The 17,040-nt window shown below is 58.2% G+C and carries 15 protein-coding genes; 1 reads left to right on the forward strand and 14 read right to left on the reverse strand.

Annotated features, from left to right (window positions below):
* Positions 1-25: 25 nt before the first annotated feature.
* The 5 genes from O9H32_RS12750 to O9H32_RS12770 form a co-directional block, all read right to left on the reverse strand.
* Complete coding sequence (locus O9H32_RS12750) at positions 26-2,299, reverse strand: glycosyl hydrolase family 95 catalytic domain-containing protein (protein WP_269866476.1); 2,274 nt, start codon at positions 2,297-2,299, stop codon at positions 26-28.
* 17 nt (positions 2,300-2,316) lie between these two features.
* On the reverse strand, positions 2,317-3,192 hold the full coding sequence (locus O9H32_RS12755; protein WP_269866477.1) for a carbohydrate ABC transporter permease: 876 nt from the start codon (positions 3,190-3,192) through the stop codon (positions 2,317-2,319).
* A 15-nt stretch (positions 3,193-3,207) separates the two neighbouring features.
* On the reverse strand, positions 3,208-4,164 hold the full coding sequence (locus O9H32_RS12760) for an ABC transporter permease (RefSeq protein ID WP_406627304.1): 957 nt from the start codon (positions 4,162-4,164) through the stop codon (positions 3,208-3,210).
* A 94-nt stretch (positions 4,165-4,258) separates the two neighbouring features.
* A complete protein-coding gene (locus tag O9H32_RS12765; protein ID WP_269866478.1) occupies positions 4,259-5,890 on the reverse strand; it encodes an extracellular solute-binding protein in 1,632 nt (543 codons plus the stop codon).
* A 225-nt stretch (positions 5,891-6,115) separates the two neighbouring features.
* Positions 6,116-8,434, reverse strand: coding sequence for a helix-turn-helix domain-containing protein (locus O9H32_RS12770; RefSeq protein ID WP_269866479.1), 2,319 nt, complete (start codon positions 8,432-8,434; stop codon positions 6,116-6,118).
* A 295-nt stretch (positions 8,435-8,729) separates the two neighbouring features.
* Between O9H32_RS12770 and O9H32_RS12775 the strand changes: the two genes are divergently transcribed.
* The gene (locus tag O9H32_RS12775) at positions 8,730-9,674 is read left to right on the forward strand and encodes a ribose-phosphate diphosphokinase (RefSeq protein ID WP_269866480.1); all 945 of its coding nucleotides are present in this window, start codon (positions 8,730-8,732) and stop codon (positions 9,672-9,674) included.
* A gap of 155 nt (positions 9,675-9,829) precedes the next feature.
* Here O9H32_RS12775 and O9H32_RS12780 read toward each other — a convergent pair whose 3' ends face one another.
* The 9 genes from O9H32_RS12780 to O9H32_RS12820 form a co-directional block, all read right to left on the reverse strand.
* Positions 9,830-10,825: a hypothetical protein gene (locus tag O9H32_RS12780; RefSeq protein ID WP_269866481.1), complete on the reverse strand. Its 996-nt coding sequence runs from the start codon at positions 10,823-10,825 to the stop codon at positions 9,830-9,832.
* 184 nt (positions 10,826-11,009) lie between these two features.
* A complete protein-coding gene (locus O9H32_RS12785; protein ID WP_269866482.1) occupies positions 11,010-11,348 on the reverse strand; it encodes a hypothetical protein in 339 nt (112 codons plus the stop codon).
* Positions 11,349-11,386: 38 nt separating this feature from the next.
* Positions 11,387-12,106, reverse strand: a complete 720-nt coding sequence (locus O9H32_RS12790) for an MFS transporter (RefSeq protein ID WP_319946934.1) — start codon at positions 12,104-12,106, stop codon at positions 11,387-11,389.
* Between the two features lie 26 nt (positions 12,107-12,132).
* Positions 12,133-12,675, reverse strand: coding sequence for an acyl-CoA-like ligand-binding transcription factor (locus tag O9H32_RS12795; RefSeq protein ID WP_269866484.1), 543 nt, complete (start codon positions 12,673-12,675; stop codon positions 12,133-12,135).
* 46 nt (positions 12,676-12,721) lie between these two features.
* Complete coding sequence (locus O9H32_RS12800) at positions 12,722-14,236, reverse strand: FAD-dependent oxidoreductase (protein WP_269866485.1); 1,515 nt, start codon at positions 14,234-14,236, stop codon at positions 12,722-12,724.
* Between the two features lie 255 nt (positions 14,237-14,491).
* Positions 14,492-14,839, reverse strand: a complete 348-nt coding sequence (locus tag O9H32_RS12805) for a hypothetical protein (RefSeq protein ID WP_269866486.1) — start codon at positions 14,837-14,839, stop codon at positions 14,492-14,494.
* 650 nt (positions 14,840-15,489) lie between these two features.
* A complete protein-coding gene (locus O9H32_RS12810) occupies positions 15,490-15,990 on the reverse strand; it encodes a DinB family protein (protein ID WP_269866487.1) in 501 nt (166 codons plus the stop codon).
* 407 nt (positions 15,991-16,397) lie between these two features.
* The gene (locus tag O9H32_RS12815; protein WP_269866488.1) at positions 16,398-16,544 is read right to left on the reverse strand and encodes a hypothetical protein; all 147 of its coding nucleotides are present in this window, start codon (positions 16,542-16,544) and stop codon (positions 16,398-16,400) included.
* A gap of 112 nt (positions 16,545-16,656) precedes the next feature.
* On the reverse strand, positions 16,657-16,914 hold the full coding sequence (locus tag O9H32_RS12820; protein WP_269866489.1) for a hypothetical protein: 258 nt from the start codon (positions 16,912-16,914) through the stop codon (positions 16,657-16,659).
* Positions 16,915-17,040 lie beyond the last annotated feature (126 nt).

Genomic DNA, 17,040 nt, shown 5'->3' on the forward strand with positions numbered 1-17,040 from the left:
GCATGACCTTGCTCCAGCTTCAGGTTCATTGCGTTCCTTCCTCTTCATGCTGTTCGAACGGGAATCCGTACAGCCGCCAAGGCTTATGCCCCCCGTAGAAGCGATGGGGTCTGCCCGGCGCCTCGACCGGACGGATCGTCAGCTCCGGCCTTGGCGTCGATGCCGGGTAGAGCACCGCTTCCTCGCCCGGCCGCAGAGCCAGACGAAGATCCGCCGCAGGGCCGCCCAGCCGGACCAGGCGCGGGGAATCCCCGTCAGCCGGGCCGCAGCAGAGCACATCTCCCGTCCATCCGGTCCGGAGGACGCAGGGCTCTCCGGCCAGACTCTTGACCCGGATGAACCGGGTCTCCCCGCCTTGCCGGACTGCGCTCACGAGGAACGCCCCTTCGGTCCGAAGCTCGTGGAAGGCGGCATCGCTCCACTCCTGCGGGACGGCCGGGAATACCCGGATGATGCCGCCCCAGCTCTGCAGCAGCATATCGTGGATCGACTCCGCCGCGGCGAGCGGGGTTTCGATCACCGGCCCGGCCTCCCGGTACATCGTATTGGGCAGCAGACGCAGCAGCAGGGCATGCAGCAGGCGCAGTGCCTGGCTGCCCCGGCCCAGCACTGCGGCGATCGAAGCGGCGCCCGTCAGGCTGAAGCCCCGGAGGTCCCCTTCCAGGCCGAGCCAATGCCGCAGCGAGCGGGCAATCAGGCGGCGCTCCCCTTCGTCGTCGGTCCCGATCAGATGCAGCGGGAAGACGGCGAGCAGGTGGCTGAAGTGGCGGTGGCCATACGCCAGCGGCGTATCCCGGCCGATCATCAGGCCGCTCTCGTCCACCGGGAGGTCGGCGAGCCGGGCGAGGACCTCCTTCCACCTGGCCTCCTGCGCAGGATCCTCCCCACCCAGCCGGGCGCAGGCCTCCAGCAGCGTGACGCAGCCCCAGCGGAGCAGAGCCAGATCATAGCTGCAATCCCTGACCGTCGTGCGCAGGAAGGAACCGTATTCCGGGGAGACCGTCGGCGGAAGATGCAGCCGTCCGTCCTCCCCTTCTTCGAGCAGGTGGAGGTAATACTGCACGCTCGCGCGCAGGATCGGATAGAGCGCTTCCTTCAGCAGCCTTTCATCCATCGTATACCTGTACTGCCGCCACAGGTTGTGGCAGAGCCAGGTCAGGTTGCCGGTCTCATCCGCGACGTCGCTTCGGAGATCGAGACTGCTGCTGCGTCCGAGTCCCGCCGAATCGTGCCGGTAAGCCTCCGGGACATTGGCAGCCAATTGCTGGCGGTGGTCCGTCAGGGCACGCACGAGCGATTGGCCGATCTCCAGCCGGCCGGATGCGTAGAGAGGAGAATAACTCATCTGCACGTTCATGTTGAACCAGGCGCCCGCCCACGGCGTCGGCGCGAGCCAGGGACCCTGGTTGTCGATGAGCGGCGTATCCGCCCTGGCGGCCGAGGCGAGTTTGTACATTTGGATCCAGTACAAGCTCTCCAGCCGTCCATCCGGGATGGAGACGAAGCTTTGGCGGTAATACCCGTGCCACCACTTCCGGTGGGCATCCACCCATTCGCCGAAGTCCGTCCCCGAAGCCCGGCGGACCGCCCCGGCCGCCTGTTCCACCGCCTCGGGGCCCGTTCCTTTCGCGATGCTGATGTAGTATACCGACCGGCCATCCGCACCGCTTACTCGCTTCCAGGCGGTGACACAGCCTTCCCCGTCCGCCTCATACCGCTGGATGCAGACGGATAGGTCCCCAGTTTCCCGACGCTCAATAACCGCCGCGGGGATATACGGGTAGAGATGGCTGGCGTCCGCCCGGAGCAGCACCTCATCCGTCTCGGCGTGCGCATACCACGCCATACGGGCTTCCAGCTCTCCCGGGGACGGTTCCAGCTCGGCTGCCATCACCGGTTCTACCGCATGGGCCAGAGCGCGGAAGCGGATGCTGCCACGGGTTGTGGATAAGGAGCCCTGCAGTTCGGCATTCCACAGATCGAGCCGCAGCCGGGTGGGATGGTAGATCATCCCGGCGAGCTCGAGGTCCATCTCTCCGATGGGCACGCGCGGAGGGAATCCGGACCCGCCGCTCCTTGAGGCCGTCACATCCGTCCGGCCGGTGACCAGCCGCATCACATGCCGCTTCTTCGCATTCTCCTCTCCATACACCATGGCGCCGATCCATCCGTTGCCGATGAAGACGCCTTCATCCCAGCTCACGGGCTTTACGACCCACTCCATGTCGCTCGCCGCCAGGAAGCCTTCCCAATCCACCTCCAGCCGCACACGCTCTTCCCTTACCCCTGCTGTCCCCATCTTCCTCCCACCGCCTTCTATCCTTTGATCGCGCCGATGAGCGCCCCTTTGACAAAATACTTCTGCAGGAACGGGTAGATGAACAGGATCGGCACCGTCGCAACCATGATGGCGGCATATTTCAAGGTCACCGACAGCATGGCCGCATCGCTGTCCGAAGCGCCCGTATTCGCATTCGCCTCGCCTTGGAGAAGGATCTCGCGCAGGATGAGCTGCAGCGGGTACAGCGAGCGGTCCTGCAGGAAGATCATCGCATGAAACCACGAGTTCCAATGGCTGACGCCGTAATACAGCATCATCACGGCAAGGACGGGCAGCGAGAGAGGGAGAATGATCCGGAACAAAATCACAAAATCGTGGGCGCCATCCATCTTCGCCGATTCCTCCAAGGCTTCGGGAATAGCCTCGAAGGCGGTCTTCATCAGAATCAAATTAAACGTATTGATCGCTGTAGGAAGGATGAGCGCCCACAGCGTATTGGCCAGCCCCACCCCCTTCACGGTCAAATAGAACGGAATCAGCCCTCCGCTGAAGAACATCGTGAACACGATGAACAGCATGAGCGGTTTGCGGTACTGCAGGCTCCTGCGCGACAGCGCATACGCGCCAAGCGAAGTCAGCAGAAGGTTGACCAGAAGCCCCCCCGCGACCACCAAGATCGTATTGGCATAGCCCTTCAGAATCATGGGATTCCGGAACACGTTGGCATACGCCTCCAGGGAGAATCCGAGCGGCTTCCATAAGACCCCGGTGTGTCCCATGAGCCGGTCCGCATCGCTTACGGACGCCATGGCGACGTATAGGATCGGATACACCGTAACCAGCATCAACAGGCTCAGCAGGAGATTGTTCACTATATCGAACATTTTTTCGGGCATCGTGCGCTGATTCAAAGGGATTCCTCCTTTCTACCACAAGCTCGTGTTATTCCACTTGCGGCTAAGCCCATTGGATAGGAGCAGCAGCGCAAAATTGACGATGGAGTTGAATAATCCGACCGCTGCACTGAAGCTGTAATTGAACTCCTGCAGTCCCACGCGGTACACATAGGAAGATACCACGTCCGCCGTCTCGTACGTACCGGGATTGTACAGCAGGATGATTTTCTCGAACCCTACGTTCATCAGCCGCCCCATCTCCAGGATGAGCAGGATCATGATGGTTGGCAGCAGCCCGGGCAGGGTGACATGCAGCATCTGCTTCCACCTGCCGGCCCCGTCGATTCTGGCCGCCTCATATTGCTCCGGGTCGATGCCGGTCAAGGCCGCGAGATAGATGATGGTGCCCCAGCCTACCTGCTGCCAGATCCCCGAGGTCACATAGACCGTCCGGAAATAACCCGGCTCGAGCAGCAGGGTCAGCCGTTCCCCGCCGAACAGCACGATGAGATCGTTCAACACCCCGTCGCTGTGCGTAAAATCTTTGACGATGCCGCAAATGACGACCAGCGAGATGAAATAAGGCATGTAGGTTACGGTCTGGACCATCCTTTTGAAGAACTGGTGTCTGACTTCATTGAGCAGCAGCGCCAGCAGGATCGGCGCCGGAAATCCGAAGAGGATTTCGTACATACTGACGAGCAGCGTATTCTTGATCGTTCTCCAAAAGTAAGGGCCCTCAAAAAAGGCGGCAAAGTGCTCGAACCCGACCCACTCGCTCCCCCATATGCCAAGCCGCGGGGAGAAGTCCTTGAAGGCGATCATGGCGCCGTACAAAGGGGCATAATGAAATACAACGTAATACAGCAGTACGGGAACCAGCATAACGTAGAGCAGTTTATTCTTACGGATATCCGCCAGGATGCCCGTGCGGGACCTGCTCTTCGCCATGGCCGGCGCCGCCGCTTCCGGACTGATCGCAGCCATGATTCATTCCTCTCCATTCTTTGGCGAATCCCGGGAAGGCGCAGATGGCCACTTACTCCGTCAGGTACCTCTTCCCGGGTCTCACGCCGCTCTTTTATCGTTGGTTGTAGCGGTCGTACGCGGCTTGGTAGATCTTCGTCACTTCCCCTATCCCCATCTCTTGTATGCGCTTTACATACGCATCGAAGTTGTCGATCGGCTCTTTCCCCATCACGAACTTCACGAACATCTCTTCCTTATAGCTGAGAATGGCCGTATTCCGTTTGGCAATTTCCTTGCTCTCCTCGACTGTCGGCGTGATGAACAGCGGCATGACGTGCTTCGCGGCATCGGTTTCCGACCAGATCTTTACCGCCTCGTCCTGCTCTTTGAACGTATTGAAGCTCTTGCGGCTGTCCCCAAGGTACGGGCCGTTCGGCTTCGTATACTGCGATACCATCTGCTGGAGCGTGTACTTCCCGTTCTTCGCAATCGCGTCGGTGAACTTCGGCACGCCCGCCTCCATCGTGTAGCTCTCTCCCTCGATCCCAAAATTGAAGAGCATGCTGCCCTGCGGGCTGTACGCGTAATCAAGCCATCTGACGGCAAGTTCCGGATGCTGGGACTCCCCCGTCACCGCCTTGCCCACCGCCGGATTGTATTTGAAATCGCGTTGGCCGATAAAGGCGCGTTCCCCTTTCTTCAGTGTCGGGTAAGGCGCGGCGACCAGCTGGAAGCGGGGGTCTTTTTTCTTCCCGGCATCCATCCACCGGCCCATCCCTCCGCTGAGCAGGTGTACGGTGGCCCCGCTGCTGCCGCTCATCATTTGGTTATCCAGCGATTTGGTATCGGTATGGAGCGCAAAATCCTTGTCAAGCAATCCTTCGGCATACCAGCTTCGCAGCAGGGTCAGCGCTTCCTTGAACTGCGGGTCGATGGGACCGAATCTCACCTTGCCCCCATCGTCGATGTAGAACCGGTTCGCCGTCCGGTAAGCGCCGATGAAGGCATCCTGAATATTGAGCTCGTTCTGGTACAGGGCGGAGAACGGGGCGGAAGCGCCCTTCTGCTGCTTGAACGCCGTGAGTACCGTATGCCACTCGTCGATGGTCGTCGGCACGTCCAGCTTCAGTTCATCCAGCCAATCCTTGCGGATCATGGGCCCCCGGAACACCAGCCCGTTATCCGGACGCACCATCGGGAAGGCGTAGTACTGGCCGCTGTCGGTCTTGATCATCTTATCGAGCTCAGGGTCCTGCTGCAGCAGCTTCTTCAGGTTCGGCGCATGCGCCTCGATATACTTGTTCAGCGGCAGAATCACCTGGTCTGCGATGGCCTTCTCCGGTCCCCCCGGATACGAAGCATTGCCCCCGCTCCAGTTGTATTCGATCAGATCCGGCAGCTTGTTCGAGGCAATGAGCAGATTGAATTGATCCTTCGACTGCCCGTCCGCCGGATGCGTATAGGTGACCTTGACGCCGGTCTCTTTTTCCAGCCGCTTGCCGAACGGCGAATCTGCCAGATTCGGATAGAAGGTGCTCAGGTTCGTATCCATCTGCTCCCAGGAGCTTAATGTCTCTGTGGTTACTATCGGATATTGGCCCGCTTCCGACGCCAGCGGCTTGGACGCGGCGTCCCCCTTCCGCCCTCCTGTCCCTTCATCGGAACAAGCCGCGAACAGACTTGCCGCTGCACACAACCCCGCCACTGCGATGCCCATGGACTTCTTGAATGATTGGTTCCCCATGCGAATCCCCCTCGTCTGCTATCGGGAGCTGTGAGGCCCCCGTCCTGTGCATACCCTTATTATGGTTCCGGCTGTGCGGTTCTGCCTATCTTCAAAACCCAAAAACCATCCTCAAAACCGGAACTCCGCGTTCATCAAAAGGCGAAACACCCTTGCAAAACAAGGAAAAGCCGCGGCGGGCGGCTTGGCTGCTCTCTTCTATGTGCGCTGAGAATAGGCTCATCCTTACGTAATGTCCTTGTATTTTCCCGGCGTAACCCCTTCGAATTTCTTGAAAATCCGGCCGAATGTGTTCAAGTCCGAATAGCCGACCCTGCGTGCGACTTCCGCCACGGAGAACGACTGCTGGGCCAGCAGCTTCTTCGCTTCTTCCAGCCGCGTCCGGTTGATGACATCGAGCAGCGCCTCCCCGGTCTGCGACTTGAACTGCTTCGACACATACGAAGGCGTCAACCCGAAAGCCTCGCCGATACTCGTAATATTCAGATGCTCCGAGCTGTAATGCTCTGCAATATACTGCATCACCTGGCGGCTGAGCTGATGGGGCTCCCTGCTGCGGTTCTCCCTCACGGTCCGGCAGATCTGGTCGAGCACTTCCCTCAGCTCCCCCCGCATCTCCCCGATCGTCCCGCAGACGGTCAGCCGGTCGATCGGATGCCCCGCTCCGCCCCCCATATGCTGATCGATCGGGCCGATGTCCTCCAGCGTCTTCAGCAGCGTAGCCATCAGGTCGAACATCAGACACTTCGCCAGCGGGACGGACAGCAGGGCCTGGGCTTCGTTCCTCGCGATTGTCTCCCCGATCAGCCGGTCCGCTTGTTCGTCGTCGCCCGTCTTGACGAAATTGATGAGCTGCTGTTCCACATGGAGCGGATAATAATAAGAATGACCCGGCGTCCGGGAGGCCGCAGCGCGGGCAAGCTCGTCATACGGGATCACCCCGCCGCTTCCCATGACCAACCGGTACTCCAAGGCTTCGAGCGTCTGCTGATAGGCCAGGGATATCCCCCGCCACTCCTGCTGGGTTCCGCTGACGGCTGCCGTCAGACCCACATGGAAGTGCTCTTCCATGAAGGCTTTTACCCCTTGCGCGATCCGCACGAGGGCATCTTCTACGGAGCCCGGGCCCAGATTGACGATGCAGACCGGCATCCCGTCGAGCTCGGTCGTGATCAGCCGGTCGCCTTCCGTCCCCAGTTCTTGGGCCACATTCAGGATAAGGAAGTTGACCAGCTTCTCCTTCTGGATATCCGAGTAGTCCCGCACATCGAATTTGCCGCTGCCCTCCACTTGGAAGGTGATTACGCCGAACTCCGGCGAGATCAGACGAAGGTCATGCGCAGCCAGCGACTCATGCAGCGGCACATGGCTCTCCAGCCGTCCTGTGAGCAGGCCTTGAAGAAAATGGGCGCGGATCGCATCCCGGTGCTGGGACAGCCTCCGGCCGATCTTCTCCTTCTCGGCGAACGTGTCCTCCAGCGCCTGCTCCAGATACCCGAATTCGCTCGACTCCCCGCTGAAGGAGACGCCCGACCGGGTGGACCAACGCTCGATGAGGAGGCCGATCGGACTATAATTCTTGCGGATGAATACCGCCGTGACGACGCCCCCGATCAACAGACTAAGAACCAGACTGATCCAGATCAGGGAGGTGACGAACTTCATTTTCTCGTCGAACACTTCCGCAGGGACCGTGGATATATACTTCCAGCCGCTGCCTTCGGAGGTCGTGTACGATACGGCAGCCTCCTCTCCAGAATCGCCGCTGTAGAACACGCCGCTTCGCCCCGGCAAGTCCTCGTATGTCAGCGCTTCCAGCCGCTTCCCCGATCCGGCCGAAGCCATCCAGCGGTTCTTCCTGTCGAGGACCGCGACCGTGGTCTTGTCGGCCGGCGCGATATTCGCCAGAAGCTTGGCCTCCTTCACGACGAAGAGGAGAACCGCTCCGGGCTGCTCCGGATTGTCCAGAACGAGGGACTTGGCATAGACTACAGCTTGAGCTGTCTGGTCCCCTTCCTGCATCGTAACCGGGATGTATTCTTGGACATACCGCCGATCGAGCAAGGCCTTCCACTGTTCGTAGCTTGCCGTATCCTTCCCGTGCAGGAGACCGAATAAGCCCCGGCCGTCCAGGCGCCGATTGCTGGCGAGAACCGTGTCGCTGTTCTTGTAATACACATAGACTTCGTCGATGAAATCGTTAGCGACCTTATAAGACCTCAGATCGGCGGCAATCTGCATCAACTGGTAGTGATCGTCATCGGTCAGGGGCTGCTCTGCATTCATAAAAGCCGCCAGCCTTCTGCTCAGCGCCATTTCGACGCTAAGGCGTTCAATCCCGTTCAAGTTGTTGTCGATCGCTTGTTCCAACTGGCGGAGCATCGATTCGTTCGCCCGGTTTACTTCCGATTCCACTACATGCCAGGTCGCCGCATAGAGCACGCCGCTGACCATCACCGGCACCAGCAGAACCGACAGATAAGATAGAAGCCAGGTCACGACCACGCTTTGCCGGTTGAAGCGGAATCGGGTGAGAGCCGTCATAGTCATTCTCCCTGTACCGTAATGATGTGTCAGGGTTCATTATACCGGAAATAAATCCTATGGAAAACGCTTACTTCGCATCCGCTCATGCCCTGTGGACCGGTTATTCCGGTGAATACTAAAAAAATAATGAAAAATGTCGAAAAACTTGATATCATATTTACTTGAGCTTAACTTTCCGCTTCCCGGCCCGGCAGGTATGTTTTCAAGGCCAATGGAGCATGTTGAATTTGGGCATTCTTTTTTTACATATATCTCACGGGGTACATTCATACGAATTTGGGGAGGCGTACGTTTGAACGAGAAGATAAGTATTTTTTCAGGTTCTTCACATGTCGAGCTTGCGGAGACGATCTGTCAGCATCTGGAGCTGCCGCTGGGCAAGATCAAACGCTCCCGCTTCAAGAGCGGCGAGATCTATGTCAATTATGAACAGGGAATCCGGAATCACGACGTGTATCTGGTCCAATCCTTCTCAGGCTCCATCAACGACAATGTGATCGAGCTCCTGGTCATGATCGACGCGGCCAAACGGGCCTCTGCCCGGACCGTCAATGTCGTCATTCCTTACTTCGGTTATTCGAGACTCGTGCAAAAAGCAAAGCCCCGCGAACCGATCTCGGCCAAACTCATTGCGGATCTGCTCACCACGGCAGGGGCGGACCGGCTCATCACGCTGGATTTGCATGCTGCAGCCATCCAAGGATTCTTCAATATTCCCGTCGACCACCTGACGGCCCTGGACTTGTTCTCCGATTACATCCGGTCGAAGAATATCCCGAATCCGATTATCGTGTCGCCTGATGCGGGACGTGCCGGTACGGCGGAGAAATTAGCCAGTTACCTGGATTACCCTTGTGCCATCATGGTCAAGAAGCACACCCAGAACGACTCCAGCATCACGCACGTGATCGGCGAAGTGGCAGGCCATACACCGATCATCATCGATGATATTATCGATTCCGGTTCGACGATCGTGAAAGCGGTCCAAGCGCTGAAAGACCGGGGGGCGAACGATGCTTACGTGGTGGCCACGCACCCCGTATTCTCCGGATCGGCTCTCGAGAAGCTGAAGCATCCCAATCTGAAGGAAGTCGTAGTAACCGATTCGATTGCGATTCCAGCCGAGGCGCCCCCATGCGTCAAGGTCATTCCCGTCTCGGAGCTCTTGGCCAATGCGATCCGCATCAACATGTACGGCGGCTCGATCAGCACCCTCTTTACGATCGCCAAGGTGTAGTTCTTTCGGGTTCTCTGAGATTGTGCAGCTACAAATAAAAGGGTTACAGTTCCGGCACCGCCGGCTGTAACCCTTTTTATTTGGATGATGAACAGCCGGGAGCTTCGCCTGTCCCTGTCGCCGCAGAACCAGGTGACGCTGCGGTACGGCAAGCGTCAGTAAGACTCGTCGATGCGGGCGGCCTCCTCGTTCAGACCCAGCGACCGCAGCTCCGCCAGGATGAGGGTCCGCAGTTCTTTTTCCTGCGGAAGAATGAAGTTCATCTGAATATCCCGGAAGAGCGCAAGCTTGTCCGCACGCGAAGCGCCGGCCAGGTAAGCTCTTAGCTTCTCCAGATCTATGCCGTCGTCCTTGTTCACCGGGAAGGCCTCATGCGTGCGTCCGTGCTCCAGGGGTACGGTGACGCCCAGTCCGTCCATCGTGGGGACCGTGATCCTCTTGCTCCGCTCCTCGTTCGCATTCTGCACGTAGGCGAACGCGCTTGTCCCGATCTCCGGCATAGGGATGCGCTTCCCGAGTTCCTCTACCACCTTCTGGCGGGCCTGTATCTCTTCTTCCGTGCGCCGGTAAGGTGAATTCTTCTCTTCTTCTGCCCAGCGCCGCTTGGCTTCCAGGTACTCCGCTTCGCTGCGGAAAGAGTTAATGAACAGGTTCTCATCGGTCAGATTGACCCGGAGGAACTCCCGCAGATTCCTGGCGACAATGCGTGTCGGCCGGTCAAAATCCATGGGACTGACGGTGACAATCGGCGCCTCTTCCAGATCGGTTACCGTCCCGTAATCCGTCAGGAATCCGAAGTGGATCCCATCGACGCCCACATTCCCGAACACAATCACATCGCTTGGCGTACTCGCGTACCGGAAGTTCCCGGTGTTCACATTGAAGTACAAAGCGTCATAGAACCGCTCCGAATCGCCCAATTCCTCTTGCAGATCGAGCAGCGATTGCAGGGTCTGCGGAACGGCATAATGGCCGAAGTTGACCCGCCTCGACTCCTCAGCCGTCAGCTTCGGGCCCTCGGGAACTTTGTCCTGCCCCTGGCTCTCTTCTCTGATCTCCACTTGAATTACGGTATTCGGTGATGAGGGGGCAGCCGCGGCCGACAAGAAATGAACGGCCCCCGCCGCGATAAGAATCCAGTTGGCCAACATGAATGATTCCTCCTGATACATACCCTTGTTCACGGATTCCAAGCTCCTGCGTCCGACGTCCCCTGCGAAGAAAAACTCCCGCCCCGTGATGCGACGAGAGTCAGGCTGCCGGCAGGTATATATTGGTATTTGATCCCATGTTACCCTATTCAACCGAACTGCTGCAATACCCGCCGTCTATCGATTACGGGATATGGGATGCTCTTATGCCCCTTCGGTCTCCGGAACCAGGGGGTCCCACGTTCCCTTGACAGGCGCCGCGCTCTTCGGGGGAGGCGGCGCCGACCAGCGCGATGGTGATGAACAGAGCGAACAAGAGCGTGAAGTCCATGCCTTCCACGGTGCTCGAAATCAGCGCCCCGGCCCAGATCGGCACGATGAAGGTGCCGCCGATCTGCGAGATTCCGTTCGACAAGCCGTAGGCGGCGGAGATGGTGGCGCTGCTGTATCTTTTCTGGAAGTAGGTATTGACCGAGACGATGCTCGCGCTCATGAAGAACCCGTTCAGCGTCAGGCCCGCCACGAGCAGTACGCTCTGCTCCGAAGACCGCGCCTGGGAGATCAGGAGCAGCGCGCCGGCCGACGCCAGAAAGCATACGACAGGACGAACCGGGTATGCAGCGAAGGCAGACGGTCATGCAGGTAACCGAACAAGAAGATCTCGATCAGGGATGTGACCGCCGGAATGAGCGAGATCAGGCCCATCTGGGTCAAGTCGTAATGCAGCCCCTCCATAAGGTAAGTCGACTGCCACAGAGAGAATCCGACCCCGATCGAGATTTGTCCGAACATCACAATGATCCCGAGCCAGAAGGTGCGCACCCGCAGCAATTGCAAGACGATACTCCGGTCGAAGGCGGCCGGTTCCGCTTCCCGGACGGCGCTCCGGGAAGCCGCTTCTTCCGTAATATAATCATATTCCTCTTGGGACAGCCGGCCTCGGCCGAGCGCATCCTGGGGCGTGCTGTACACGAATTTCCATACGGCCCAGGCGGCGATGATCCCGGGGATCAGCATCACATAATAGACAGGACGCCAGTCGCCGAACAATCGGGTAAGCGGTACGGCGATCAGGATCGGCAGAATGGAACCCAGCACCGCCGAGGTCAGGAGCAAGGACGGCGTCCTCCCCCGCTCCTTCGGCGGCAACCAGCGGCTGATCAGCCCGATGGACGAGGAGATGTCCGACGCCTCGAACAAACCAAGCCCGAATCGAACGAGAATAAAATGCACCGTGTTCTGGATCAGGCCGGTGAAGGCGGTCATGAGGCTGAATCCGATCGTCGACTACAGACGAGCCGGCCCGCTTACAATACCAATCCTCCCTCAAGGCGGGACAGCGCCTCATCGAACAAGCCCGCCATGTTCGCCTCCGGATTCTCTGCATAATAGAGCATGACCGATATATTCACGCCAATGACGGCTCCGGCGAAGGTACGTACGGCCGGGTCCCCGAGGTGTCTTCCCGCGCGCCGTGCCGTCATCTCAGCGATGGCGTCCATGGTCAGCATCAGATTGTTCAGCGCTGCGGCCCGCAGCTCCGGCACCGACATGACAAGCGCATTCCTCTCACGTACGGCTTCGAGCTCCCCGGCCGGCATGTCCGCGATAGCCGAACCGATCACCTTGCGCAATGCCTGCAGCGGGCTCAAGGCAGGCGGCTGGTTCTCGAACGCCTGGAGGAGAATGCCGTCATACTGGTCGTTCACCACCACATCCTCCTTCGTAGCGAAATAACGAAAGAAGGTGCTCGGTGAGATCTCCGCAGCCTCTGCAATCTGCTCCACGGTCGTTTCGTTATAGCCCTGCTCTCGGAACAGCCGCAAGGCGTGCCGCTGCACTGCCGCCATGGTTCTGGCCTTCTTCCGCTCTCTTAATCCTGTAGGACGCCGTTCATCAGCAGGCACCGGACTCCCTCCCCAGGTTCGGATTCGAATCGCGCGGGGCCCCGGAGTTCGCCATCATCGGTACGGAAAAAGCCGGTATCGCCATGTCCAGGAAGGCTTCGAGCTCCCCTTCTTCCCCAATGCCGAATTCATCCAGTAAGGCCTCTCTCCGGCCAGAGGGTTCCTCGGCCAATGCAACCCGAATCATCCTCTCGTTCAATAGGTCGCGCGGCGACCGCATAAGCCCGGTCACCTGCATATAGCTCTCCAGCCATTCCACGCGCCCCTGTCCTACGGCTGCCGCTCGGTAGCAGCCGATGAATTTGCGGGCAAAATCCATCCCGGCTCTTGGGTACGGTCCTGTGAATTCCACGCCCGCCCAGCCGAGATCCGCCGCTGCGGTCAGCCACCAGGCCGGCTCCAGTTCCTTCTGCATCGCTCCAAGCACTCCCCGCTCGAAGCCGGTTCCCGATACGGCTGGCTTGCCACCGAGATGGGCCGCCAATACTTCTGCCCCGATCGCTGCCGTCGTGATCCCTTGACCATACACCGGGTCAAAGTCGCACAAGGCATCCCCGATGGCAAGCAAGCCGGAGGGCCACCCCTCCATCCGGTCATACCGCTGCCGCCTGCACTCCGCAATCCGGAACCCCCGCGGGGGACCGAGAGGTTCTAGTTCCTTCAGCATGCCAGACAGCATGGGGTCCAGGAGCTGCGAGAATTGCGCCTCGAATTCACTGCTGTCTGCTGCCGGATATCGGGCTCCCCCGGCATAATACAGCACCGCTTCCGCTTTGCCCTGCTCGATCGGCCCGAAGACGCCGGTTCCGATGCCTTCACCCGGGTTCCCTTCGATCAGAATGACGCTCCAGTCATCGGCCGACTGCGGTGGCAATCGGTAGGTGCGCGTCGCGTAGCCAAGCGAAGCCTTCAATCTCTCGGGTTCGGGCACTTCCAGACCGCGTAGACCCAGCCATAAGGGGAGCTTTGAATTGCGCCCACTGGCATCTACTACGAGGTCTGCCGCAGCAAGAGAAGCATCCGGCTGTCCTCTCTCCCGCAGCCATACTCCTGTGACGGCCGTATGGTCCGGATTCATCTCCAGCCCCGCCGCTTCATGCCGCATCAGAAAATGCACGTTAGCGATCTGGCGGACCCGCTCACGGCAGACCCACTCCAGGAGTGTTCTGCTGAAGCCCGCATCCGGGGGGCTGGGTACACGAAGCGTGCCGTACGGACTGCGCAGCAGAATCGGTTTGCCCTCCCTGGCAAACGCTCCATAACCCAAAAGATCCTCCATATATCCCGGAAACAGGGTCTCCAGTATGATCTTGCCCCTCGGCAGCAAACGGTGGGGATGATACGCTTGCGGGGTTCCCGGCCGGTGGTCGGGTCCCGGCGGAAGCTCGTCGCGCTCCGCGATGATCACTTCCTCGTAGACATCCGCAAGCACCCGGGCTGCGAACAAGCCCGCCATGCTGCCCCCAATGACGACGGCGCGTCTTCTATTTTTACCGCACTGCATGTATGGCACTCCTTTCCCCATGGGCAATAGATACAACCTTTATTTCCCTTTTCGTCTATATTTTACTTCCGTTATAATGACACCTTATTCCAAATGATAGTTACTGTCAATATTTTTAAGATGAGTTTGAGCTATGCCCCAACGGGGGTTCTCGAATCGGTTGCCAAAGTAACAAACTTTGGGCACGCAAACAAAACCCTCATACGCCAAAAATATGCGGGCTTGAGTCCATCTTTACGCCTATACGGCTGCTTCTTAGTTGAATAGATTGCCGATCATCTCCCCTACGTAATCGCCCACCGCTTCCAATGACTTCCCCGCCGCCTCCAAGGCGGACTCTACAGCCGTTCCCACTGCATCCACCGCGCCTTCCGCCAGAGGGCCGATCACTTCCCCGCTGAAGACGATCGCTTCTGCCAGTGCTTCGGCCACCCCATCGGCCAAGCCGGAATCCCGCTTCTCTTCCTTTAAAAGGGTTACAGCTCCGGCACCGCCGGCTGTAACCCTTTTAATTTGGATGATGAATAGCTGGGGGCTTCGCCTGTCCCTGTCGCCGCAGAACCAGGTGACGCTGCGGTACGGCCGCGCGTCAGTGTTCTTCATCCTCGACAAGCAGAATTTGTATGTTCATAAATACCCCCTAAGAAAAGATAGCATAGTAATCTGTATTTTGACTGTAGATTGATGATTTTTTCCGTTCCAATGCGAAGTACCGTTTCGGGGAACGCTATCTTATCCCAGTAACATGTCTCCTATGATATCTGCAAAACGGGGGGCTCTTCTCTAACCGTCTCTCATTCCCGAAGGGGTCGGCTCGAAGGTTGGCGATTTACGTATGGCCATACATCGGATTGTACTCCCGACCTCACCAGAACCGACGCCAATATTACAAGAGCTCCCCCCCTTGCGTTCAAGCGACTTGCCGATCTCGCTAGGCCGCTGTAAGAGCGATTCCGTTCTCCTCCCCTGGTTTTGAAATGTAAAAAGGGGCCAACCCACACTTCTCAGCGAGGTTGAACCCAGAGGTTACATATCCTTTATTATCCTATTGCGAAATTATCACGTGTGGATTGTTGCTGTCGATCGTCATCACTTGCCGTTATTTGTGGTATGTTCACCGCACGGTCTGTAACGGTAAGTTTCTAAAATACACGGCAATTATAGCTTACCCATCTTGACACTAGGATCGCACGGACATGCTCCAGACGGTCCTTCTAAGTAATATCAGGGAGTATACCTTGCTTGCTTCGGGGCTAGGATACGCCGCCTTCGGCAAAGGACTCCCACTCCTCAAGGGATGGGCCATATACTCCAGACACGCGCAGACCGGCTTGGCGCATCAGAATCGTCATCTGGCCCCGGTGGTGAATCTCGTGCGCGGTGACGGCATACAGCGTTTGGCTGTTGGTCCACTGCTCGCCGTACATATCACACGACTCCTGCAGGGAGGCATCGGTCCACTGGGCCGACAGCGCTTCGAGCAGAGCCTGGCTGGACTGTCTGTAGGCAGCAGCGATCTCCGCTGCGCTCGCCGGTACGGGGGAATCCATGGCAGGAGCATCAAACTTCAGACCGGTACGGGACAGCATCTCATGATGGGTGGTGACGATATGCCAGGCCAACTCTCCAAGGGTACGGTGATTTTCCGTCACCTGCTGCTTCAGCGAATCATTGGTCAGTACATCGAGTAGTTTTTGCGTGGAACCGTTTTCGAAAGTCCAGGTCTGTTTGAATGCTTCGATGGATTGGAACATTTTAATCATCCTCCATTGGATACGTTTGTCCGGCCACCTGCCGGCAGCTCTGTCCGTTATGCTTGTCCATTTCATCCTATTCCATTTATTCCTTCTCTGCAAATATTAAATTTTCTTAAACAAGAAGGAACTAGTGTTCTTATGTCGTAGAAGCAAAAACTATCTCCGCTGGTGCGAGAAGGCTCTTTAAGGTAACTGCCAGAGCCGACGAAACTCGCGTAGCCTGCCCGGCAAGCCCAAAGAGGAAGCCGCCCACAAGGCGCTTCCTCCTTGATTTACTTGCGGCCTCCCGTCTATTCCGCGGCAGCCTCCAGCTCTTCCGCGAACTGCCGCGAGTTCTCGGGCAGGAACAAATGCTGCAGGAAGGCCACCGCCTCCTTCGGATACTTAGTCTGCTTGAAGATGGACTATCCGCCTACGTACCACACCGCCGTGTCCGTTGACATAGCCAGCGCGGTCCCCGGGTGAGCAATGGCTCCGATATGCCGGCAGAACGTCTCCGGAAAGCTCTGGTTGGTAGCCAATCCGACCTCGCGGCTGCCTGACCTATTCATCCCGGGCCCCGCCTCCCCCGAACAGGTTGCGTGCGGCACCGTAATCCATGGTAAGATAGACGTCCGCGAACGCCCATCGCTAAGTGAGGCTCCTATACGACGAGGCTGTTTCTTAGTTGTTTAACAGATTGCCAATGATCTCTCCCACGAACTCGCCTACAGCTTCCAATGATTTCTCCGCTGCCTCCAAGGCGGACTCCGCTCCCGTTCCCACCGCATCCACCGCGCCTTCCGCCAGAGGGCCGATCACTTCCCCGATGAAGACGATCGCTTCGGCCACCCCATCGGCCAAGCCGGAATCCCGCTTCTCTTCTTCCCTCTCTTGGCCTGTCTCCGCGAACTCTTGATTCTCCATCTGTTCGTCCATCATATTAAGGTCCTCCCCGCTTCCGGTTTGTAGTGCTCCTTAGTTATTGTTGATTGTCTATACGCAGTACACCGTGTTCATGTTTCACCGGACAGACCAAAAAAGCCTGCTCCCGTTCCAAGCAGACTC

Origin of the sequence: Paenibacillus caseinilyticus (assembly GCF_027533645.1) — a bacterium.
GTDB classification, from domain to species: Bacteria; Bacillota; Bacilli; order Paenibacillales; family NBRC-103111; genus Paenibacillus_G; species Paenibacillus_G caseinilyticus.